Below are 20477 nucleotides of genomic sequence, written 5' to 3' on the forward strand. Positions count from 1 at the left end.
CGGCCGTTTGGGCCGACAATGATGTGTTGTCTTATCAGTTAATGAAACCCTCCCACCATGAGCCAGAACCCGCCCGCGTTTGAAGTGCTGCCCCGCGACCTGTCCGCCTACCGCCAGGGCAATGTCGGCATCGACTACGTGCACCGCTTCGAATCGGGCAAGCCCGGCCCCCACGTGCTGATCAACGCACTGACCCACGGCAACGAGATCTGCGGCATGGTGGCCGCCACCCACCTGCTCGACAGCGGCGTGCGCCCGCTCATCGGCACGCTGACCATCAGCTTTGCCAACGTGGCGGCCTACGAATCGTTCGACGAGTCCCGCCCGTTCGAGAGCCGCCAGCTGGTGCACAACCTCAACCGCATCTGGTCCGCCGCCGAGCTCGACGGCAGTGGCGACAGCCCCGAACTGCGCCGCGCGCGCGAACTGCGCCCGGTGGTGGCGGCGGCCGACCACATCCTCGATATCCACTCCACCAGCCAGGACGTGCAGCCCTTCTGGGTCTACCCCGCCTACGAACGCAATGCCGCGGCCGCCCTGGCCATCGGCCTGCCGCCCGTGCACATGGTCATGCCCAAAGGTTTGGGCTCGGGCACGCCGCTGATCCAGCACGGCCGCCACGGCCAGGCCCTGGGCGATGCCGGCGTGGCCATGGTGGTCGAGTGTGGCCAGCATTTCCTGCAATCGGCGGCCGACCTCGCTACCCAGGTGGCGCAGGACTTCATCGCCCACTTCGGCCTGACTGCACCGCGCGCCGACCGCGTGGCACCGGGACCGCAGCGCCGCTTCGAGCTGCTGGAGACCTGCATGGTGCTCACGCCCGACTTCGCCTTCACCCGGCCGGTGCTGGGCTTCGAGACCTTCGCCAAGGGCGAACTCATCGCCACCGACGGCGCCGTGGAGATCCGCGCGCTGTGCGACGACTGCACGGTGATGATGCCCACGCGCGAGCCCATCGTGGGGCGCGAGGCGGTGTACCTGACGCGGCCGATCTGAGCGCCTGGGGCGGGCGGCTGGTGGGGATTCGTTCTTTGCTGCTGCAAACAGTGAAATAAGTTCGCAAAAACCGGATTCAGGTTTCGCCCTGGACTGCTGTTTCTTTCAAAGTGCCTTGCCCATACTGGGAGGCATGCTTGCCATCTTGAAAGGACGACACCGATGTTTTATGCAATCAGCGGGTTTCTGGCGCTGGCGCTGCTGGCCCTGTGGTCCGTGGCCTGCTGGAGCGCGCACGCGGTGACGCTGTGGGCGGTATCGGGCGCGGGCACGCTGGCCAGTAGTGGCCCTGCCGTGGTGGATCAGGCCGTGCTGCCCGACTGGCTAGCGGTCTGGCTGCCGCCCGCGCTGGCGCAGGAGTTCGGGTCGCTGGTCGCTTCCATCGGTCCTGTCATCCAGGGCGCGTTGGAGGCCGTGCCTGCGCTCTCGGGCGCCATCTCGCTCCTGGCCTGGGCCGTGTGGGGGTTGGGGGCGCTGGTGCTTCTGGCCCTTGCGGTGGGGGCCCACGTCCTGATTGCCTTGCTCAAGCGCAGCAAGGCGGGTGCATCGCAGGCTGCAGCAGCCTGAGTTCCGACGCAGTTTGGAAGGGCAGGGTTTCGGGTAGATTGCGGGCCTGGTTTGGCGCGGCCAAGGCCTGGCCGCCTGGGATTCTTTCCAGGGCAGCGTCAACCGCCCGGAGGGGGGCTGTCATGGCCGTGGTGGCTCCCGCGCGCCGGCCGCGCCATCCATGCGGCCCACAGGCCGCTGAGCACGATCAGCGCGATGCCCAGCAGGGTCGGCCCTTGGGGCACTTGGCCGAACACCAGCCACCCCAGCAGTGCCGCCCAGAACAGTTGGGAGTACGAGAAGGGAGCGATGGCCGACGGCGGCGCGATGCGGTAGGCCCAGACGATCAGCCACTGCGCGGTGCACCAGCTGCCCGCCATGGCCAGCAGCCAGGGCCATTGCAGCGCGAGTACCCCCGGGGCCATGCGCGCAGCGGGTAGCGCCAGGGCCAGCACGCCCAGTGCGGCCGAGTACAGGATGGTGGTGGGGGCGGGATCGCTGCTGCTGAGCAGGCGGGTGCAGAGCACGGCACCCGCCCAGGCCAGGGACGACAGCAGCGGGAACAGCATGGGGGCGTCGAATCCCGCCCCGCCGGGCTGCGCCACGACCAGCACGCCCGCAAAGCCCAGCAGCACCGGGGCATTGCGCCAGGGTCGCCAGGGCTCGCGCAGCAGCAGGGTGGAGAGCAGCGTCACATACAGCGGGGAGGCGAACACCAGGGCGGTGGCCTCGGCAATCGGCAGGGTCTTGATGCCCTGCAGAAACAGCACGGCCGAGCCGACCAGGCCGGCGGCCCGGCCCAGCTGCAGGAGCGGGCGCTGGGAGCGCAACAGCCCGGGCTGGCGCAGCGCCATCGGCAGCGCAGTGGCCAGCAGCAGTGCATAGCGCAGCCAGGCCAGTTGTCCGGCGTCGAGCCCGCTGCCTGCACGTTGGACCAGTGCGTCGGACACGGAGAAGCAGGCCATGGCGGCGACCAGGAGCACGCTGCCCTGGAGGTGGGAAGACATGGGGGCTGTAGAAGAGGGACACTAGGTCCGGCGCACGCGCAGCAGGCCGGGCTCGTGGGGCTGGGGCTCCAGCCACCAGGTCTGGGCAGGGATGGCGGCGCCCTTGGCCGTGCTGCGGGCGAAAAGCTGCAGCAGCCAGCCGTTGGCCGCCGCGGCCTCGATCCTGCCTTCGCCGATGGTGAGGTCGGCGAACTCGATGAGCACCGGGTCGCCGGCCTGCCAGTGAGTCAACCCATTGGCCGGTGTGCCGGCGAGCCGTACGCCGGGATAGAGATGGCTGTCGCCAGCCGCAAGGCGCCGGGCGCTCATGGAGGAAGCTGCTGTGCTGCTCAGCGTTCGTCGAGCGCGTCGGCCACGATGCGCATCGTGGTGGCGATGTGCTCGCGCGTGAGTTGCTCTGCATGGTCGCCGTCGCGCCGCTCCAGGGCCGCGAGGATCTCGTGGTGCTCCTTGGCCGAGTGCGCCAGCTGGTCCTTGGCGAAGATCACCGGCAGCCGCAGGCTCCAGTACTGGAATTGCGTGCGCTCGTGCTGCTCGACGAAATAGGCATTGCCCGAAAGCGCGACCACGCGGCGGTGGAAGATTTGGTTGAGCCGGTTCACCTCGCTGCGCGAGACCGCCTCGGCCGCGTCCATGGCCACGAGGATCTGGCGCAGCTCCTGCAGCGCCTCGGCCGGGGCCCGTTCGGCCGCCAACCTTGTGGCATAGCCCTCGATCGCCATGCGGCTCTCGAAAATGCTGCGCACCGCCAGCGGTGCCCCCGTGCCCACCACCCAGCCGCGGCTGCGGCTGACCAGGCCTTCGCCCTGCAGGCGCAGCAGGGCTTCGCGCACGGGGGTGCGGCCCGCCGAGAGCAGTGCGCAGATGTCGTCTTCCACCAGGCGCTCACCGGGTTTGACCTCGTGCGACAGGATGCGGTCGCGCAGCTGCTGGTGGACGTCTTGGATGATCGGCGCCGAGCCGTTGTGGTTGCGGGTCATGGGGTTCCCATTGTGGCGAATGGAAGTGGCGAACGGAATTCGGGGTGGCATCAGGCCGTGCGGCGCACTTCGAGCACCACGCCGGCACCGGCGCGCGTGTCAAAGTAGGTGAAGCCGGAGCGGTCGGCGCGGCGCCCCCGGGCGGTCGGCAGCACGCCGGCCTGCCGCGCATGGGCCTCGGCCTCGTCGCAGTCCTTCACCTCGAAACCGAGGTGGTAGACGCCTTCCCCGCGCGTGTCGAGGAATTGCCGCTGGGGCGAGTCTAGCAAGGACGGCTGGCACAGCTGCAGCTGGAAGTTTCCGAGGTCCAGGCACTTGTAGCGCATGGCGTCGGAGGCAGCCTTGTTCGGCACGTCGAAGGCCACGTAGGGCTGGCCCTTGGGGTAGTCGAACCAGGGGCCCATGCCCAGGCTCTCGTAGTAAGCGACGGCCTTGTCCAGGTCGTGCACGACGATGCAGACATGGTGCAGGTGGTGGAAGGGGTGGTTCATGGCAAAGTCTCGTTCGGTCGGTGGGAATGTCAGTGGGAGAGGTGGTGGGCCAGGAACTGGCGGCCGCGCTCGCTCGATGGGCCCTCGAAGAAGCGCCGGGCCGGCAGCACGTCCTCGACGATCTCGCCGTTGACCATGAACAGCACCCGGTCGGCGAAGTCGCGCGCCAGGGCCATCTCGTGCGTGGCCATCATCATGGTGATGCCGTCCTGGGCGAGTTGCCGGATGACTGCGATCACCTCCTGGGCCAGCTCCGGGTCGAGCGCGCTGGTGGGCTCGTCGAGCAGCATCACCGAAGGCTGCATGGCCAGGGCGCGCGCAATCGCCACGCGCTGCTGCTGCCCGCCCGAGAGCTGGTGAGGGTAGGCCTGGGCCTTGTCTGCCAGGCCGACCCGGCGCAGCAGTGCCTGCGCGGTGTCGCGCGCTTGCGCGCGCGGTTTGCGCAGCACGTGCAGCGGGCCGGCCATCACGTTGTCGAGCACGCACAGGTGGCGAAACAGGTTGAAGCTCTGGAACACCATGCCGGTGCTGCGCCGCTGCAGGCTGATCTCGTGGTCGCTGAGCTCGTGCAGCGCGTCGCCGCGCTCGCGATAGCCCACCAGGCCCCCATCGACGACGATCTTGCCGCCGTCGATGGTCTCCAGGTGGTTCACGCAGCGCAGCAGCGTGGATTTGCCTGCGCCCGAGGGGCCGAGCACGGCGACCACCTGGCCACGCGGGATCTGGGCGCTGACGTTGCGCAGCACGCACTGCGTGCCGCGGAATTTGGTTACTTCCATCAGTTCGATGGCGTTGGAGGACGGCTGGGACATGGTCTGCTAGCGGTGGGGAAAGAGTTTCTCATGCGTGGTCTGCAGTGCCGGGGCAAAGGCCGTCATCACCAGGGACCAGAAGCCCGCGACGGCCAGCAGCTCGACCACGTGGAAGTTGGCCGCATAGATGTCGGTGGAGATGCGCAGCAGCTCCAGGTAGCCGATGGCCGAGGCCAGCGAGGTGGACTTGAGCAGCAGGATGTACTGGTTGCCTGCGGCTGGCACGATGATGCGCGCGGCCTGCGGAATCACCACCTTGCGCATGAGCAGGCCGTGCGGCATGCCGATGGCGCGGGCGGCGTCGCGCTGGCCGTTGTCCACGGCCAGGAAGCCGCCGCGGATGATCTCGGCCATGTAGGCGCCCTCGGCCAGGCTCAGCCCGATCAGCGCCGCCACATGGGGCGTGATGACCGAGGTCATCGGTGCATCCAGCAGCACCCAGCTGGTGAACGGGATGGCGATGTGCAGCTGCGGGAACATGATCGGGAAGGCGTTGAACCAGAAGATCAGCTGGATCAGCATCGGCGTGCCGCGGAACAGGTAGATGTAGGTCGAGGCGAACGCCGTGAGGATGGGGTTGCCGCTCACGCGCATCAGCGCTGCGACGAGTCCCACCACGCCGGCCAGCAGCAGGGCGGTGGTGCCCAGCATCAGCGAATTGACAGCGCCTTCCAGCACCAGGCGGCTGAACAGGTAGTCCAGGAAGATGGGCAGCTTGAGCACCTGGGCCTTGATGGCCGCGTGCAGCAGGACGGCCAGGGCGGTCAGCACCAGCGCGGCAAAGATCCAGGGGCCCCAGGGGCGGCGGTGCACCACCCGGCGCGGCCGCGCGGTGGCTGAAGAGGGGGATGGCGAAGGGGTTGCGGAGTTCACACGAAGGTTCCGGTCGGGGCAGGGAAGGGGCGGCAAGCCGCCCCGGGTGCTTACTTGCCGCGCTTGGAAGCGGGCAGGTTGACGCTGATGGCCGGCAGGGCGGCACCACCCACGCCCCATTTGTCCAGCAGCTTCCGGTAGGTGCCGTCGTCCAGCATGGACTGGGTGGCCTTCTGCACCGCGTCGCGCAGCGCGGTGCGGTTCTTGGCGAAGCCCCACGAGGTGATGTACTGCGTGAGCATGTAGTTGCCGCCGACGATGCGGTAGCGGTCCGGGAACTGCCGGCCCATGTACACCAGGGCCGGGAAATCGCCCAGGTAGCCGTCCACGCGGCGCAGGTCGAGCTGCATGCGCGCGTCGGGTGCCGAGGGCAGTTGCTCCGCGCGGATGGCGGCCTTGCCGGCCTTCACGCAGCGCTCGGACGCGGCCTCCACCTGGGCCATGATGACCCGGCTGCCCAGCAGCGTGGCCACGCCCTTGCCGCAGAAGTCGTCGATGGTCTCCAGGCGCTCCTTGTTGGCCGCCAGCGCCAGGATGCTGCCGCCCGAGAACAGGTAGTTCACGAAGTCCACCTTCTGCTCGCGCTCTTCGGTGTCGCTGATGCCGCCCGAAGCCAGGTCGAAGCGGTCGGCCTCCAGGCCGGGGATCAGCGCCGAGTACTCGGCCTGCACGAACTCCAGCTTCAGGCCCAAACGCTGTGCCACCTCGGCCAGCAGGTCGCGGCTCGCGCCCGTGACCTCGCTCTTGCCCGGCTCGCGGAACTCGATGGGCGGAAAGGTCTGCTGCGAGCCCACCCGCAGCACGCCGCGAGCCTTGATCTCTGCAGGGATGGCTGCCAGCACCTCGGGCGCAAGGGGCTTGGCGGTCTGGGCCATGCCCAGCAACGGAATGGCAGTGGCCAGCAGCACCAGGCCGCAGCGCAGGGAACGCTTGATGAAATGCATGGAGAAGTCCTTTCAGGAAAGCGCAGGCAGGAGCGTGGGAAGGGGGTGGTCAGGCAGAAGGGCGGTCAGCGGCTTTCGGCGGACTTGCCGGGAATGGCCGACGGATTGGGCCGGTCGGCGCGCGGGCACGGGGCCGCCGCATCAAAGGTGGCCTGCACCGAGGCGATGTACTCGGCAGGGAACTTCCAGGCCGCAAGGCCCGTGGGGATGTGTTCCCAGTAGAAGTTCGGCGGGCGCATGGCCATGCCGGGCTTGGACAGGCGGTAGGTCCAGCAGTCGTAGGCCTTGCCGTCCTCGCCGTGCACGGTCAGGAAGAAGCGCTCGAAGTCGTCGTAGTCCTCGTTGAGCTGGTGGGGCTCGTGCTCGAACACCACGCCCAGGGCGTTGTTGCCCACGGCGTCGGAGACCCCGTTGAGGTGGCACCAGCCGCGGTCGCTGCGCTCGCCGGCCGCATGGAACTGCAGCCGGTGGTTGGCCGCGTGGGCCTTGGTGATAGCCCTGGTGGTGGGCCAGTAGCGGCGGATCTCGGGGTCGTTGAGCCAGGTGCAGTAGGCAAAGTAGTAGAGCATGGGTCGCTTTCTTTCAGGCGGGGAAAAGCCTCTTGCGAGGCGGGGAGGTGAAATCGTATATTTCTTCGTATATGTTGAATGCAAGCCTTGTGCCAGCCCAGGCAAGCACACATCAGTGGTCCTGACATCCTGTATATTTATTTGTGTACGAGAAGATATACGAAGAAATTGGGATCAATCCTGGGGTTTTCCCGGGCCTGTTGTCGGCCAGCGCCACGCACTGCTTTGGTTTGGAATGCACCCTCTCGGCGCTTTTGGGGTGATTTTGGTGCGGCCCGCCGATAAGGGCCTGCGTCTCTTGGCAGCAACGCGAGCCCGCAAGCACGGCCTGCACCGGCGGCCAGGCTTGCCAGTCCGTCAGGCCAGTTGCAGCAAGCCCGGGCCGTCGCCGCCCTGCATCTGCTGCTCGCGCGCGGTGGCCAGCAGTTCCTTGCGGGTGTTGTCGATGTGCTCCTCGAGCAATGACACCACCTTGCCCACATCGCGCGCGCGGCAGGCGGCCACCAGCTGGTAGTGGTCGGACTGCGGCTTGTCCTTGCCCGTGGCCTTGGACATGGCCAGGTGCGTGTAGCGGTCGGTGTTCAGGCAGTACTCCTCGATCAGGCGCTTGAGGCGCATGTTGTTGGCCGGGGCCGACAGCGCCAGGTGGAACTGGCGGTTGTACTCGGCCCAGTCGCTGACCACGTCGGAGCGGCTGTAGTCATCGAGGATGCGCTCCATGGTCTCGAAGTCGCGCTCCACCATGTTGGGCACGGCCAGCCTTGCCGCGTGGCATTCGAGCGCCACGCGGATGTCCAGCAGCTCGCAGATCTGCTGCACGTTCATGCCCGCCACCATGGCACCCCGGTTCAGGTGGTGCACCACCAGGCCTTCTGATTCGAGCTGGCGCAGCGCCTCGCGCACGGGGATGCGGCTGGCGTTGAACTGCGTGGCCAGGGCGTCCTGGCGCAACTGGTGGCCCGCCGGCAGCTTGCCGCTCAGGATGTCGTGGCGCAGCGCGTCGCGGATGACCTGGTGCAAAGCGCGCGGTTTGGAGGTGCGGGATCTCATGCCGCTATTGGATCAGAACTTGGTGCCCGGTTCACAACGTGATTGTCATACTGGATCCGTATGTATAGAATTGGATCCAATTGATGATTTGTTGGATCTTAAGCAAATCGAATTGGTTTCGAAGGCATGGTCTTTGGCTCCTCATGAAGGGGCCACAGCGGCTCCGCATGTCCCCTCCACCGGTTCGAAAGGCGCTCCTTCAGGCATCCCCCTGCACCCCGTGCATTGCGGCGCGAGCCGCCATCCCTTCAGCCACCTACCTACGGAGCTTCCATGTCCATGAAATTTCGAACCCTCCGAGCGCCCATGGCGTTCGCCTTCGGCCTGGCCCTCACCTCGCATGCCCTGGCGCAGGACACGGTGCAGATGGGCGCCGTGCTCTCGCTCACCGGCGCCAATGCCACGGTGGGTGAGGACGTGCGCCGCGCGGTCGCCCTGGCGGTCGACAAGGTGAACGCCGATGGCGGCGTGCTCGGCAAGAAGTTCAACGTGGTCGTGGAAGACTCGGGCGGCAACGCCACCACGGCCCTGAATGCGGCGCGCAAGCTGGTCAGCGTGGACAAGGTGCCGGTGGTGATCGGCGAGTACTCCTCGGGCATCACCCTGCCCATGGCGCAGTACCTGGTGAAGGAGGGCGTGGCCCACATCAACATCGCCAGCACCAGCGTGAAGATCCGCGACCTGGGCGCCAGCTCGTTCAACCTCATCGGGCTGGAGGACAAGGGCAACCAGTTCTCCTCCAAGGACGTGTGGGACCTGGGCTACCGCAACGTGGCCATGGTGGCGCCCAACAATGCCTACGGCCAGGGTGTGGTGCACGGCTTCAAGCAGGAGTTCGAGAAGCTCGGCGGCAAGGTCGTGACCGAGGTGCTCTACACCGCGGGCCAGTCCACCTACCGGCGCGAGCTGCAGCAGATGTCGCGCAGCAACCCCGACGCCTACATCTACACGGCCTATGGCCAGGAGTCGGCGGTAATCAACCGCGAGGCCCTGGAGCTGGGCCTGCGCAGCAAGCCCTGGTACGCCATCCTGATCTCGATGAGCCTGTCCGACACCGCGCCCGAGATCGCCAAGGGGCAGCTCGGCATGGAGGTGGGTTCGGTCTACGGCGCGGCGGGCAAGGCCTACGCCGACGCCTTTGCCGCCAAATACAAGGAGGGCATGAAGACCTCGTACACCGGCTACGCCTACGACGCGGTGCTGATGGCGGCCGCCGCGATGAACAAGGCCAAATCCACCGACACCGCCGCCGTGCAGGCCGCGCTCAAGGAACTGGGCAAGGGCGGCTATGTGGGCGTGACCGGCCCCATCGTCTTCGACGCGGAGCGCCAGCGCACCGACCCGCCTTACGCCAAGCTCAAGTACGACGGCAAGGTCGTGCCGCGCTGATCCCTCTTTTCCCTGTGCCGCGCTGCGCTTGAACCGGCGCGGCCTTCCCTGATGCCCGGCCGTGCGCATGCCCTGCGCGCGGCCGGCTCCACCGATCCGTCTCCATGCTCCAACTTCTCTTCGACACGCTGCTGCGTGCCTCGGACCTCGCGCTCGTGGCGCTGGGCCTGAGCACGGTCTACGGCCTGGTCAAGTTCCCCAACATCGCGCATGTGCAGTACGCCATGCTCGGTGCCTACGCCACCTATGCCCTGTTCGCCTGGGGCCTGCCGCTGCCGTTGGCCATTGCCATCGCCTGCGGGCTCACGGGCCTGCTCACGCTGGTGCTGCACCTCCTGGTGTTCCGCCGCCTGCTGCGCGCGGGCCCGGCCATCGCCATGATCGGCTCGCTCGCCGTGGCCATGCTGGTCGTGGCCGGGGCCCAGGGCGTGGCGGGCTCCTTCCCGCGCATGCTCAACCTGCCGATCACCGAGCCCGTGGTGCTGGGCGGCGTGCGCCTGTCGCATACGCAGATCGCCGCCATGGCCACCACCGCCGTGCTGCTGGCGCTGTTCACGCTGCTGCTGTTCTTCACGCGCACCGGGCGCGCCATGCGGGCGCTGTCGACCAACCCGGCGCTGGCGGCGGCTTCGGGCCTCAATGCCGAGGGCATCACGCGCCTGGTGAATTTTGCGAGCGGCGCCATCGCCGGCCTGGGCGGCAGCCTGCTGGCCCTGTCCACCGGCGCCCACATCAACCTGGGCCACGACCTGCTGCTGCCGGTGTTCGCAGCCGCCATCCTGGGCGGCCTGGGCAACCCGCTGGGCGCGGTGGCCGGCGCGGCGCTGATCGCGCTGACCGAGACCCTGGTCACCAACCTGAACTTTGGCTGGCTGGTGGGCAAGCCGCTGGCCTTTCTGCCGATCGCTTATCTGAGCGCGGCCTCGTTCCTGATCCTGCTGCTGGCCCTGCTGTTCAAACCCTACGGCCTGTTCGACCGCGAGGTGCGCCGTGTTTGATTTCCTGATCTCCACCTTCACCATCGCTGGCATCTACGGCCTGATGGCCCTGGGCCTGAACCTGCAGGCAGGCTATGCCGGCTTGCTCAACTTCGGCCACATCGCGTTTGCCGGCATCGGCGCCTATGCCACCGGCATTGCCGTGCAGGCCGGCTGGTCGCCGCTGGCGGGCGCCGGCTGCGGCGTGCTCGTGGCCATGCTGCTGGGCTGGTGCATCGCGCGCCTGGGGCGCCAGCTCGGCTCGGACTACTGGGGCATCGCCACCCTGGCCATCGCCGAAATCCTGCGCACCGTGGCCACCAACGAGGACTGGCTGACCGGTGGCGCCAACGGCATCAGCGCCATCCCCTCGCTGTTCGACGGGCTGGGCCGGCCCCACGGCGCACTGGCCTTCCTGGCGCTGGTGCTGGCGTTGGTGGCTGCGTGCGCGCTGCTGCTGCGGCGCCTGGCCAACGGCCGCTTCGGGCGCGCGCTGCGCCTGTCGCGCGAGGAGCCGCAACTGGCCATCTGCATGGGCTATGACCTGCTCTCGCTCAAAAGCCGGGCCCTGATGGCCGGCGCCGCCGTCACCGCGCTGGCGGGATCGCTCTACGCCCACTACATGAGCTTTGCCGGCCCCGACTACATGGTGGCGTCCGAGACCTTTCTGCTGTGGACCATGCTGATGATCGGCGGCATGGGCAACACGGCCGGCGTGCTCGCCGGGGTGGTGCTGGTGCAGGGCGCCTATGCGCTGGTGCCGTTTGCCAAGGACTACTTCCATTTCAGCTCCGACCTGGCCGGCGCGCTGCGCCTGGGCCTCATCGGCCTGATCCTGCTGGCCTGCCTGCTGTGGCGCAGCGAGGGCCTGTTGCCCGAGAAGCTGCGAAAGATGCCATGACCCCGAACGCTCCCATGAATGCATTCCTCGAAGTCCGCAGCGTCGCCAAGGCGTGCGGCGGCAACCAGGTCCTGTCGGCCGTGAATCTGCAGATCGCGCCGGGCGAGTTCGTCGGCCTGCTCGGACCCAACGGCTCGGGCAAGAGCACCCTGCGCAATGCCATCACCGGCTTCACGCCGGTGGACGCGGGCCGCGTGCACTTCGAGGGCGCGCCCCTAGAGCGGCTGGCCGCGCACCGCATCGTGCGCACCGGCATGGCGCGCACCTTCCAGCTGCCGTCCATGCCCACCAGGATGTCGGTGATGGAAGTGGCCATGGCCGCCGCCACGGCCCACCACGGCGTGTGGGACACCCTGCTGGCCACGCGCGGTGCCCGCCATGCCGAGCGCGACGCCCGCGACCGGGCCGAGCATCTGCTGCGCGAGTTGCTGCTGACCCCTGTGCGCGACCTGCCGGCATCGGCCATCTCGGGCGGGCAGAAGAAGCTGCTTGGCATCGTCTGCGCGCTGATGGCGCGGCCGCGCATGCTGCTGCTCGACGAGCCCACGGCGGGCGTGCACCCCAACCTGCGCCGCGACATCGTCACGGCGCTGCAGCGGCTCAACGCCCAGGGCATGACCCTGGTGATCGTGGAGCACGACATGCATTTCATCCGCGAGGTCTGCACGCGCTGCGTGGTGCTCGACCGCGGCGAGATCGTCGCCAGCTGCCGCCCCGACGAGCTGGCCCGCAACGAGCGCGTGCTGCAGGCCTACCTGGGCACGGCGGCAACCACCCCATCCACCGAAGCGCGCGCGGAGGCCGCATGATTGACATCGACAACGTCGTGGCCGGCTACTCGGCCGAGATCGACATCCTGCGCGGCATGAGCCTGCAGGCCCAGGCGGCGGAGATCGTGACCCTGCTGGGCCCGAACGGCTGCGGCAAGAGCACGCTGCTCAAGACCATAGCCGGCTACCTGCTGCCGCGCAGCGGCCGCATCACCCTGCGTGGCGAAGACGTCTCGCAGATCCCCGTGCACCGCAAGATCCGCCACTGCGGCCTGGGCTTCGTGCCGCAGACGGACAACGTCTTCAGCGCGCTGACCATTCGCGAGAACCTGCAGGTGGGCGGCCACTACCTGGAAAAGGCCGAGTGCGCGCGGCGCATGGACGAGCTGTGCGCGCTGTACCCGGTGCTGGCGCGCAAGCGCGATGCGCGCGCGGCCTCCATGTCGGGCGGTGAGCGGCAGATCCTGGCGCTGGCGCGCGCGCTCATGCCGCGCCCGGGCATTTTGCTGCTCGACGAGCCCTCGGCCGGCCTGTCCCCCAAGGTGCTGCACGAGGTGTTCGACGCCATCGTCCACGTGCGCAACCAGGAGCGCGTGACCATCCTCATGGTGGAGCAGAACGCCATGGAGGCGCTGCGCATCTCCGACCGCGCCTACGTGCTCTCGATGGGCGCGGTGGCGCTCACCGGCGAGGCCGGCGCGCTCATGCGCGACGAGAAGGTGCGCGAGCTCTACCTGGGCGGCCGCGCGCACTGAGCCCCCACCACCGTCCATTCCTCTTGCCTGCCGGGAGCTTCCATGCTGCTTGCCCGTTTTCCCATCAAAGTCCAGTTGCTGGCGGTCGTCGGCGTGCTGGGTCTGCTGCTGGTTGCGCTCGGCGCGTTCGGGCTGCACGCCCTGCAGCGCAGCAATGCCACGCTGCAGGCGCTGGTGTCCGACCGTCTGGCACCGCTGCAGCAACTCTCGCTGGTGACGCATGCGCTGGACATGGGGCGCTATGGCGTGGTTTCGGCGATTGCCGACCCGAGCGACATCGACCGCGACCTGGCCGCGCTGGATCTGTTGCAAGGCCAAGGCCGCAACGCATGGCAGGCCTACGAAGGGGGGCGCCTGAGCGAGCAGGAGCGCGCGCTGGCCACCCGCTTCGCACAGGAGTACGCGCGCTTCACGGCCGAAGGCGTGCGGCCAGCGGTGGAGGCGCTGCGCGCCGTGAACCTGCCCGGGGCCACGGAACTGTACGGCCAGACACTGATGCCGCTGTACCAGCCGGCCCGCGCCACGCTCGATGCATTGATGCGCGAGCAGCAGGTCGCGGGTGAGGCGCTGTACGCCGGATCCCAGCAGGCCTATGCCCATAGCCGCGCGCTCACGGCGGTGGTGATCGGCGGCGGGCTGCTGCTGGCAATGGTGCTGGGCTTCGTGTCGGCGCGCGCCATTGCCAGGCCGCTGACACGCGCCGTACGCATCGCAGAAGGCGTGGCCGGTGGCGACCTGACCCAGCGCATCGAGGTGCAGAGCGCGGGCGAGACCGGCCAGTTGCTGGCGGCGCTGCGCAGCATGAATGCCAGCCTGCAGCACATCGTGCGTGACGTGCGCGAGGGCACGGACGACATCGCCGAGGCTGCCACCCGCATCGCCCAGGGCAACGCCGACCTGGCCGGACACACGGCCACCCAGGCTGCGGCGCTGGAGCAGACCACCCAGGCCCTGCACGAGATCGCCCTGCAGGTGCAGCGCAATGCAGCGCACGCGCAGCAGGCGCGCACGCAGGCCCAATCCGCCAGCGGCGTGGCGCAGGCCTGCGGCGCGGTGGTGACCCAGGTCGTGCAGACCATGGGCTCCATCCACGGCGCTTCGCGCCGCATGGCCGAGATCATCGGCGTGATCGACACCATCGCCTTCCAGACCAACCTGCTGGCGCTCAACGCGGCCGTCGAGGCGGCGCGTGCCGGGGAGCAGGGCCGGGGCTTCGGCGTGGTGGCGGCCGAGGTGCGTGCCTTGGCACGCCGCAGTGCCGACGCGGCGCGCGAGATCAAAGCCCTGATCGACGACTCCGCCGCCCGGGTGGAAGGCGGCAGCCGCCTGGTGGCCCAGGCCGGCGACACCATGCACCAAGTGGTGGCGCGGGTGGGCGAGGTGCTGGGCAGCGTGGATGCCATCGCCCAGGCCAGCCACGCGCAAAGCGAGGGCGTGGCCCAGGTGCATGCCGCCGTGGCGCAGATGGAAGGCGGTACGCGCGACAACGCCCTGCTGGTGGACCAGGCCAGCGCCGCCGCAGCAGCACTGCGCCACCAGACCCAGGCACTGCTGCACACCGTGCGCCGCTTCATCATCGACGAGCTGCCGGCATCGGCGCTGCCATCGCCCGGCGGGCATCAGGGGGTGCAGCCATGAACGCCTTCGCCATGGCCCGCAGGCTCATGTTCTGCGCGGCAGGCCTGCTTGCGCCGGTGCTGCATGCGCAGACGGCTCTGGCGCCCATCCAGTTGGCAACCACCGCACCGTTCAGCGGGGCCTTCGCCGAATACGGGCAGGAATACCGCAAGGGTGCGGACGCCTGCCTGGCCACGATCAACGCGGCCGGAGGCGTGCGCGGGCGCCCCGTCGCCATCAGCTACCTGGACGATGGCTACGAGCCGGCGCGTGCTGTGGCAAACGCCCGCACGCTGGCCGGCAAGGGTATCTCTGCCTTCGTGAATCTGGTCGGCACCGGCTCGCTGCAGGCGCTGCAGCCCGTGCTGGCGGAGCTGAAGGTGCCGGTGGTGGGCGTTTCCAGCGGCGCCGACCTGCTGCGCGAGGAGTCGCTGCCCGGCAGCCGCTGGGTGTTCCACACCAAGGCCGGCAACGGGGACGAGTTCGAGGGCTTTGCGCGCATCCTGCCCACCATCGGCATGGACCGGGTGGCCCTGGTCTACCAGGACAACCCTTTCGGCCGCGCCGGGCTGGACAGTGCGCGCAAGGCCTTCGCGGGCCGCCCACCCGCCGAGATACGGCTCGGTGACCTGCCCGCCACGGTGGCAGAGGTGCAGCGCGCCCAGCCGCATGCCGTGGTGCTGATCGCCGCCGGCCAGGCTGCGCCGGCCTTCATTGCGGCCTACCAGGGCGCGGCCGGGCCGGGCGCGCGCGTGGCGGTGCTCAATGTCGTCGGCGGCCGTGTGCTCACCGACCAGCTGCAGGACAAGGTGGCCGGCATCATGACCTCCATGCTCTACCCCAGCCCCTGGAACGGCGCGCGCCGCGTGGTGCGCGATTACCAGGCCAGCCTGGCGCGCAGCGGCGATGCCAGCCCCTCGCTGCTGAGCCTGGAGGGCTGCATCAACCTGCGCTTTGCCGTGGAGGCCCTGCGCGCGGCCGGCGACGACCTGTCGGCCGCCGGCGTGCGCAAGGCCCTGGAGCGCGGCCTGAGTCTGGACCTGGGCGACTTCACGCTGGCCCTGCCACCCGGCAAACAGGTGGCATCGCGCTACACCTCCCTGGGCATCTACCGCGGCAATGGCCGGGTGATGGAGTGATGCCCCGTCTTCCACAACCACAACAACAAGCTCTGCTTTCTTTCCATGTCACTCCCCACGTCCGTTCTTTCCCTTCCCGCCATCGCCTTCATGGGGGGCGGCAACATGGCCAGCGCCATCATCGGCGGCCTGGTGCGCCAGGGCCACCCGGCCAGCCAGATCGAGGTCGTCGAGCCCTGGGAGCAGGCCCGCGAGGCCCTGCGCCAGAACTACGGCATCGCGGCCCAGGCCGAAGCCGGCCCGGCCCTGCAGCGCGCGCGCATCGTGGTCTGGGCCGTCAAGCCCCAGACCTTCAAGGATGCTGCGGCCCAGGCGCGCGCCCACACCCAGGATGCGCTGCACCTGAGCGTGGCCGCCGGCATCCGTTCGGACAGCATCGCCCAGTGGCTCGCCAGCGAGCGCATCGTGCGCACCATGCCCAACACCCCGGCCCTGGTGGGCAAGGGCATGAGCGCGCTGTATGCCCGCCCCGGCGTCTCGCAGGACGAGCGCCAGAGCGTGGAAGCCATCATGGCCACCACGGGCGAGTACCTGTGGGTGGACAGCGAAAAGCAGCTAGATGCCGTGACGGCCCTGTCAGGCTCGGGCCCGGCCTACGTGTTTTACTTCCTGGAAGCCATGGCGCGCGCCGGCACGGCCATGGGCCTGTCGGCCGAGCAGGCCCACCAACTGGCCGTGGGCACCTTCGTGGGCGCTTCGGAGCTGGCGCGCTGCTCGGATGAACCGCCGGCCGTGCTGCGCGAGCGCGTCACGTCCAAGGGCGGCACCACCTATGCGGCGCTGCAGTCCCTGGCCAGGGACGGGGTGGCCGATGCCTTCGAGCGCGCCATGCGCGCCTCGGAGCAGCGGGCGCATGAGCTGGGGGAGGAGGGAGCCAGCAGCCCCAGCATGCGGTCCTGATCAGCGCAGCAACCCATCCAGCAACTTCGCCACATGCACCGCCTCCCGCTGCGCCCCATCCGCAATCTGGTGCCGGCAACTCGTCCCGTCCGCCACCACGATGGCATCGGGGTTCTTGCGCACCGCGGGCAGCAGCGCCGCCTCGGCCATCTGCATCGACACCTCGTAGTGCGATGCCTCGTAGCCAAAGCTGCCGGCCATGCCGCAGCAGGAGCTTTCGATGAGCTCGGGCTTGGCTTCGGGGATCAGGCGCAGCACCTCCAGGATGGGGGGCACGGCGCCGAAGGCCTTCTGGTGGCAGTGGCCGTGCAGCAGGATGGGTTTGCCGGCGGGCTTGAGTGATGGCGCAAAGCGCCCGGCCTTGGCCTCGCGGGCCAGGAACTCCTCGAACAGGAGGGCCTGCTGTGACACCACCACGGCCTTGTCGCCCAGGCCCATCACCAGGGCTTCGTCGCGCAGGGTGAGCAGGCACGAAGGCTCCAGCCCCACGATGGCCACGCCGGCCTGGGCCAGGGGGAGCAGGGCGTCGATGAGTGCACCCGCCTTGGCCTTGGCTTCGGCCACCATGCCGGTGGCGAGGTAGGTGCGACCGCAGCAGTGGTGGCCGCCGGCCTTTTCCACCGTGTGCAGCATGTAGCCCGCCGCATGCAGTACGCGCGCGGCGGCCATCGCGTTCTCGGCCTCGAAGGTGCCGTTGAAGGTGTCGACGAACAGCACGGCGGCCTTGCGGCCGGCCTGGGCGGCGGCGATGGTGTTTGCCTTGCTGGAAAACAACGCGGTGTCCTTGCTGCGCCAGAAGGTGTCGCTGCGCCATTGCGGCAATGATCGCTGGGCCGAGAAGCCCAGCAGCTTCTCGCCCAGCCAGGCGGCGCCGGGCACGCTGTTGCGCAGGTTCAGCAGCCAGGGCAGGCGGCTGGCGATGTGTGCGTAGTCGGGCAGGCGTGCGACCAGCTTGTCCTTGAGCGTGTGGCCGTGCCTGCGCTTGTAGTGGGCCAGGAACTCGACCTTCATCTTGGCCATGTCCACGCCCGTGGGGCAGTCGCGCTTGCAGCCCTTGCAGCCCACGCACAGGTCCATGGTGTCGTGCAGGGCCTCGCTGGTGAAGGCGTCGGGCCCGAGCTGGCCCGACACGGCCAGGCGCAGGGTGTTGGCGCGGCCGCGGGTCAGGTGCTGTTCGTCGCGGGTCACGCGGTAGCTGGGGCACATGGTGCCGGCGTCGAACTTGCGGCAGTGGCCGTTGTTGTTGCACATCTCCACGGCCTTGGCAAAGCCGCCGGTCACGTCGCCGCCGGTGCCGGGGGCGGTGGTCACCTCGGTCACGGGGTCGGCCTGCACGTTCCAGGCCGACCAGTCGAGCACGGGCGTGAGGGGGATGCGCCTGTAGGGCTGGGGCGCCGTGGGCGGGGCAAAGCGGAACAGGGCGCCGTCGTCCATCTTGGGCGGGTCGATGATCTTGCCGGGGTTGAACAGGCCGATCGGGTCCAGGTGGTGCTTGATGGCGCGAAACGCCTCGTTGATCGCGGGGCCGAACTGCCACTCGATCCACTCGCCGCGGCACAGTCCATCGCCATGCTCGCCGCTGAAGGCGCCCTTGTACTTGCGCACCAGGGCGCTGGCTTCCTCGGCAATGGCGCGCATCTTGGCGGCACCATCGGTGCGCATGTCGAGGATGGGGCGCACATGCAGCGTGCCCACCGAGGCATGGGCGTACCAGGTGCCGCGGCTGCCGTATTTGGCGAAGACTTCGGTCAGGCCGTCGGTGTATTCGGCCAGGTGCTCCAGCGGCACGGCGCAGTCTTCGATGAAGCTCACGGGCTTGCCGTCGCCCTTGAGGCTCATCATGATGTTCAGGCCGGCCTTGCGCACTTCCCACAGGTTCTTCTGCGGGGCTTCATCAGGCATCTCCACCACGCTGCCAGGCATGCCCAGGTCGCCCATCAGCTCCACCAGCTGGCGCAGCTGCGGCAGCAGGGCGGCCTTGTCGGCGCCCGAAAATTCGACCAGCAAAATGGCCTCGGGCTTGCCGATCAGCGCCGTCTCCACCGTGGGGCGGAAGGCCGGGTTGGCCAGCGCCAGCTCGATCATGGTGCGGTCCACCAGCTCCACCGCCGTGGGGCCGAGCTTGACGATATGCTGCGCCGAGTCCATGGCCTTGTGGAAGCTCGGGAAGTTGACGATGCCCAGCACCTTGGCGCGCGGCAGTTCGCTGAGCTTCAGGGTCAGGCTGCGTGTATAGGCCAGCGTGCCCTCGGCGCCGATGAGCAGATGCGCCAGGTTCACGCTGCCGTCGGCGGTGTAGGGCTTTTCGCTCTGGTTGTCGAAGATGTCGAGGTTGTAGCCCGCCACGCGGCGCATCACCTTGGGCCAGCGCTCGGCGATCTCGCCGCGGTGCTGTTGGGCCAGGGCGTGCACATGCTGCGCAATGGCGCTGGCGCGTGGGCCCAGGGTGGCCAGCGGGCCGAAGTCGACCAGCTCGCCATCGCTCAGCCAGGCGCTGGCGCCCAGCACGTTGTGCACCATGTTGCCGTACGCGATGGAGCGCGATCCGCAGGAGTTGTTGCCCGCCATGCCGCCCAGCGTGGCCTGGGCGCTGGTGGACACATCCACCGGGTACCACAGGCCGTGGGGCTTGAGCTGGGCGTTGAGGTGGTCGAGCACGATGCCCGGCTCCACCGTCGCGGTGCGGGCCTCGGCGTCCAGCGCCAGCACCTTGCGCAAGTGCTTGCTGTTGTCGATCACCAGGGCCGCGCCCGTGGTCTGGCCGCACTGGCTGGTGCCTCCGCCACGCGCCAGCACGGGCACCTTGAGGTCGCGCGCGATGTCGATGGCGGTGGCGATGTCGCGCTCGGTGCGCGGCACCAGCACGCCGGCCGGCATGATCTGGTAGATGGAGGCATCGGTCGCGTAGCGCCCACGCGAACCGGCATCGAACAGCACCTCGCCCTCGGTCTCGGCCGCCAGGCGCCGCGCCAGCGCCTCGCAGGTCTCGTTGGGGGGCAGGGTGGTGCCGGCTGGCTGCAGGCTGCTGGCGGGTTCGATGCGCATGGGCGTGTTCCTAGGTGGAGGCTTGTCTCTGGGGATAAATTTCGCCGGCACGCAGCAGCTCCAGCACCGTGTCGCGCTTGCGCTGCACATGGGCCACGAGCACGCGGCGCATGGCCTCGGCGTCGTGTGCGGCCAGGGCCTCGATCATCTGTTCGTGCTCGGCCACGGCCTGCTTCCACTTGGCTTCGTTCTGGTTGGTGCGAAAGCGCAGCGACTGCACGCGGGCGTTGATGGAGCGATAGGTCGCGGTCAGCACCGGGTTGCGCGCCGCCTCGTTGATGGCGGTGTGGATGCTGGCGTTGATGCGGTAGTAGCCCGAGAGGTCGCGCCGCGCGAAGCAGGCCATCATTTCGTAGTGCAGGGCGCGCAGCTCGGCCAGCTCGGCATCGGTGATGCGCCGGGCCGCCAGCTCGCCCGACATGCCCTCCAGCGTGGCCAGCACCTCGAAGGTATTCACCACGTCGGCCTCGGTCAGCTTCACGGCCACGGCGCCGCGGTTGGGCAGCAGGTCCACCAGGCCTTCGGCGCCCAGCAGCTTGATGGCCTCGCGCAGCGGCGTGCGCGACACGCGCAGCTGCTCGCTCAGCTCCCGTTCATTGAGCTTGGCTCCCGGCGCGATCTGCCCTTCCACCAGCATGGTGCGCAGGCGCGCGGCGACCTGGTCGTGCAGCGCGAGGCGGGAGATTTCGATGATTTCAGCCATGGGTTTCTTTCTG

21 protein-coding genes are annotated in these 20477 nt (G+C 68.8%); 10 read left to right on the forward strand and 11 right to left on the reverse strand.

Going from position 1 to position 20477, the window contains the following annotated elements; all coding sequences use genetic code 11:
• The first annotated feature begins 57 nt into the window (after positions 1–57).
• Together ACK59X_RS00620 and ACK59X_RS00625 are read left to right on the forward strand one after the other, a co-directional pair.
• Complete coding sequence (locus ACK59X_RS00620) at positions 58–996, forward strand: succinylglutamate desuccinylase/aspartoacylase family protein (RefSeq protein WP_409954517.1); 939 nt, start codon at positions 58–60, stop codon at positions 994–996.
• 162 nt (positions 997–1158) lie between these two features.
• A complete protein-coding gene (locus ACK59X_RS00625; protein WP_409954518.1) occupies positions 1159–1563 on the forward strand; it encodes a hypothetical protein in 405 nt (134 codons plus the stop codon).
• Positions 1564–1661: 98 nt separating this feature from the next.
• Here ACK59X_RS00625 and ACK59X_RS00630 read toward each other — a convergent pair whose 3' ends face one another.
• The 9 genes from ACK59X_RS00630 to ACK59X_RS00670 all read right to left on the reverse strand — a co-directional run bounded on the left by ACK59X_RS00630 (position 1662) and on the right by ACK59X_RS00670 (position 8268).
• Positions 1662–2549, reverse strand: a complete 888-nt coding sequence (locus tag ACK59X_RS00630; RefSeq protein WP_409954519.1) for a DMT family transporter — start codon at positions 2547–2549, stop codon at positions 1662–1664.
• Positions 2550–2570: 21 nt separating this feature from the next.
• Positions 2571–2858, reverse strand: a complete 288-nt coding sequence (locus ACK59X_RS00635; protein ID WP_409954520.1) for a hypothetical protein — start codon at positions 2856–2858, stop codon at positions 2571–2573.
• Between the two features lie 20 nt (positions 2859–2878).
• Positions 2879–3529, reverse strand: coding sequence for a GntR family transcriptional regulator (locus ACK59X_RS00640; RefSeq protein WP_409954521.1), 651 nt, complete (start codon positions 3527–3529; stop codon positions 2879–2881).
• A gap of 50 nt (positions 3530–3579) precedes the next feature.
• Positions 3580–4020 carry a VOC family protein gene (locus tag ACK59X_RS00645; RefSeq protein ID WP_409954522.1) on the reverse strand — a complete coding sequence of 147 codons (441 nt, stop codon included), beginning with the start codon at positions 4018–4020 and terminating at the stop codon, positions 3580–3582.
• 29 nt (positions 4021–4049) lie between these two features.
• The gene (locus ACK59X_RS00650) at positions 4050–4832 is read right to left on the reverse strand and encodes an amino acid ABC transporter ATP-binding protein (RefSeq protein WP_409954523.1); all 783 of its coding nucleotides are present in this window, start codon (positions 4830–4832) and stop codon (positions 4050–4052) included.
• Positions 4833–4838: 6 nt separating this feature from the next.
• Positions 4839–5705 (reverse strand): amino acid ABC transporter permease, encoded by an 867-nt coding sequence (locus ACK59X_RS00655; protein ID WP_409954524.1) that lies wholly within the window; start codon positions 5703–5705, stop codon positions 4839–4841.
• A gap of 50 nt (positions 5706–5755) precedes the next feature.
• Positions 5756–6649, reverse strand: coding sequence for an ABC transporter substrate-binding protein (locus tag ACK59X_RS00660; RefSeq protein ID WP_409954525.1), 894 nt, complete (start codon positions 6647–6649; stop codon positions 5756–5758).
• Between the two features lie 65 nt (positions 6650–6714).
• Complete coding sequence (locus ACK59X_RS00665) at positions 6715–7218, reverse strand: gamma-glutamylcyclotransferase family protein (protein ID WP_409954526.1); 504 nt, start codon at positions 7216–7218, stop codon at positions 6715–6717.
• Positions 7219–7575: 357 nt separating this feature from the next.
• Positions 7576–8268 carry a GntR family transcriptional regulator gene (locus ACK59X_RS00670; RefSeq protein ID WP_409954527.1) on the reverse strand — a complete coding sequence of 231 codons (693 nt, stop codon included), beginning with the start codon at positions 8266–8268 and terminating at the stop codon, positions 7576–7578.
• Positions 8269–8541: 273 nt separating this feature from the next.
• Between ACK59X_RS00670 and ACK59X_RS00675 the strand changes: the two genes are divergently transcribed.
• The 8 genes from ACK59X_RS00675 (at position 8542) to proC (ending at position 16716) form a co-directional block, all read left to right on the forward strand.
• Positions 8542–9657 carry an ABC transporter substrate-binding protein gene (locus ACK59X_RS00675; protein ID WP_409954528.1) on the forward strand — a complete coding sequence of 372 codons (1116 nt, stop codon included), beginning with the start codon at positions 8542–8544 and terminating at the stop codon, positions 9655–9657.
• Positions 9658–9761: 104 nt separating this feature from the next.
• Positions 9762–10655 (forward strand): branched-chain amino acid ABC transporter permease, encoded by an 894-nt coding sequence (locus ACK59X_RS00680; RefSeq protein ID WP_409954529.1) that lies wholly within the window; start codon positions 9762–9764, stop codon positions 10653–10655.
• Positions 10648–11535, forward strand: a complete 888-nt coding sequence (locus tag ACK59X_RS00685) for a branched-chain amino acid ABC transporter permease (RefSeq protein WP_409954530.1) — start codon at positions 10648–10650, stop codon at positions 11533–11535. The genes ACK59X_RS00680 and ACK59X_RS00685 overlap by 8 nt, the downstream gene beginning before the upstream one ends.
• A 14-nt stretch (positions 11536–11549) precedes the next feature.
• Positions 11550–12344 (forward strand): ABC transporter ATP-binding protein, encoded by a 795-nt coding sequence (locus tag ACK59X_RS00690; protein ID WP_409954531.1) that lies wholly within the window; start codon positions 11550–11552, stop codon positions 12342–12344.
• Complete coding sequence (locus ACK59X_RS00695; protein WP_409954532.1) at positions 12341–13060, forward strand: ABC transporter ATP-binding protein; 720 nt, start codon at positions 12341–12343, stop codon at positions 13058–13060. The genes ACK59X_RS00690 and ACK59X_RS00695 overlap by 4 nt, the downstream gene beginning before the upstream one ends.
• A 42-nt stretch (positions 13061–13102) precedes the next feature.
• The gene (locus ACK59X_RS00700) at positions 13103–14698 is read left to right on the forward strand and encodes a methyl-accepting chemotaxis protein (protein ID WP_409954533.1); all 1596 of its coding nucleotides are present in this window, start codon (positions 13103–13105) and stop codon (positions 14696–14698) included.
• Positions 14695–15816 carry an ABC transporter substrate-binding protein gene (locus ACK59X_RS00705; protein WP_409954534.1) on the forward strand — a complete coding sequence of 374 codons (1122 nt, stop codon included), beginning with the start codon at positions 14695–14697 and terminating at the stop codon, positions 15814–15816. Before ACK59X_RS00700 ends, ACK59X_RS00705 begins: the two co-directional genes overlap by 4 nt.
• Positions 15817–15861: 45 nt before the next feature.
• On the forward strand, positions 15862–16716 hold the full coding sequence (gene proC / locus ACK59X_RS00710; RefSeq protein WP_409954535.1) for a pyrroline-5-carboxylate reductase: 855 nt from the start codon (positions 15862–15864) through the stop codon (positions 16714–16716).
• Here proC and ACK59X_RS00715 read toward each other — a convergent pair whose 3' ends face one another.
• The gene (locus ACK59X_RS00715; RefSeq protein WP_409954536.1) at positions 16717–19761 is read right to left on the reverse strand and encodes an FAD-binding and (Fe-S)-binding domain-containing protein; all 3045 of its coding nucleotides are present in this window, start codon (positions 19759–19761) and stop codon (positions 16717–16719) included. It lies immediately after the preceding gene.
• Positions 19762–19771: 10 nt separating this feature from the next.
• Entirely contained in the window at positions 19772–20464 is a 693-nt protein-coding gene (locus tag ACK59X_RS00720; RefSeq protein WP_409954537.1) for a GntR family transcriptional regulator, read from the reverse strand.
• Positions 20465–20477 lie beyond the last annotated feature (13 nt).

Source organism: Acidovorax sp. (genome assembly GCF_046339755.1).
Lineage (GTDB): Bacteria > Pseudomonadota > Gammaproteobacteria > Burkholderiales > Burkholderiaceae_C > Acidovorax.

Bases quoted from the DNA above. Each gene is read 5' to 3' on its own strand.
- ACK59X_RS00620 (WP_409954517.1), top strand. From the start codon at position 58: ATGAGCCAGAACCCGCCCGCGTTTGAAGTGCTGCCCCGCGACCTGTCC.
- ACK59X_RS00630 (WP_409954519.1), bottom strand. From the start codon at position 2,549: ATGTCTTCCCACCTCCAGGGCAGCGTGCTCCTGGTCGCCGCCATGGCC.
- ACK59X_RS00675 (WP_409954528.1), top strand. From the start codon at position 8,542: ATGTCCATGAAATTTCGAACCCTCCGAGCGCCCATGGCGTTCGCCTTC.
- ACK59X_RS00690 (WP_409954531.1), top strand. From the start codon at position 11,550: ATGAATGCATTCCTCGAAGTCCGCAGCGTCGCCAAGGCGTGCGGCGGC.
- ACK59X_RS00625 (WP_409954518.1), top strand. From the start codon at position 1,159: ATGTTTTATGCAATCAGCGGGTTTCTGGCGCTGGCGCTGCTGGCCCTG.
- ACK59X_RS00670 (WP_409954527.1), bottom strand. From the start codon at position 8,268: ATGAGATCCCGCACCTCCAAACCGCGCGCTTTGCACCAGGTCATCCGC.
- ACK59X_RS00700 (WP_409954533.1), top strand. From the start codon at position 13,103: ATGCTGCTTGCCCGTTTTCCCATCAAAGTCCAGTTGCTGGCGGTCGTC.
- ACK59X_RS00640 (WP_409954521.1), bottom strand. From the start codon at position 3,529: ATGACCCGCAACCACAACGGCTCGGCGCCGATCATCCAAGACGTCCAC.
- ACK59X_RS00695 (WP_409954532.1), top strand. From the start codon at position 12,341: ATGATTGACATCGACAACGTCGTGGCCGGCTACTCGGCCGAGATCGAC.
- ACK59X_RS00715 (WP_409954536.1), bottom strand. From the start codon at position 19,761: ATGCGCATCGAACCCGCCAGCAGCCTGCAGCCAGCCGGCACCACCCTG.
- ACK59X_RS00645 (WP_409954522.1), bottom strand. From the start codon at position 4,020: ATGAACCACCCCTTCCACCACCTGCACCATGTCTGCATCGTCGTGCAC.
- proC (WP_409954535.1), top strand. From the start codon at position 15,862: ATGTCACTCCCCACGTCCGTTCTTTCCCTTCCCGCCATCGCCTTCATG.
- ACK59X_RS00660 (WP_409954525.1), bottom strand. From the start codon at position 6,649: ATGCATTTCATCAAGCGTTCCCTGCGCTGCGGCCTGGTGCTGCTGGCC.
- ACK59X_RS00680 (WP_409954529.1), top strand. From the start codon at position 9,762: ATGCTCCAACTTCTCTTCGACACGCTGCTGCGTGCCTCGGACCTCGCG.
- ACK59X_RS00650 (WP_409954523.1), bottom strand. From the start codon at position 4,832: ATGTCCCAGCCGTCCTCCAACGCCATCGAACTGATGGAAGTAACCAAA.
- ACK59X_RS00720 (WP_409954537.1), bottom strand. From the start codon at position 20,464: ATGGCTGAAATCATCGAAATCTCCCGCCTCGCGCTGCACGACCAGGTC.
- ACK59X_RS00665 (WP_409954526.1), bottom strand. From the start codon at position 7,218: ATGCTCTACTACTTTGCCTACTGCACCTGGCTCAACGACCCCGAGATC.
- ACK59X_RS00705 (WP_409954534.1), top strand. From the start codon at position 14,695: ATGAACGCCTTCGCCATGGCCCGCAGGCTCATGTTCTGCGCGGCAGGC.
- ACK59X_RS00635 (WP_409954520.1), bottom strand. From the start codon at position 2,858: ATGAGCGCCCGGCGCCTTGCGGCTGGCGACAGCCATCTCTATCCCGGC.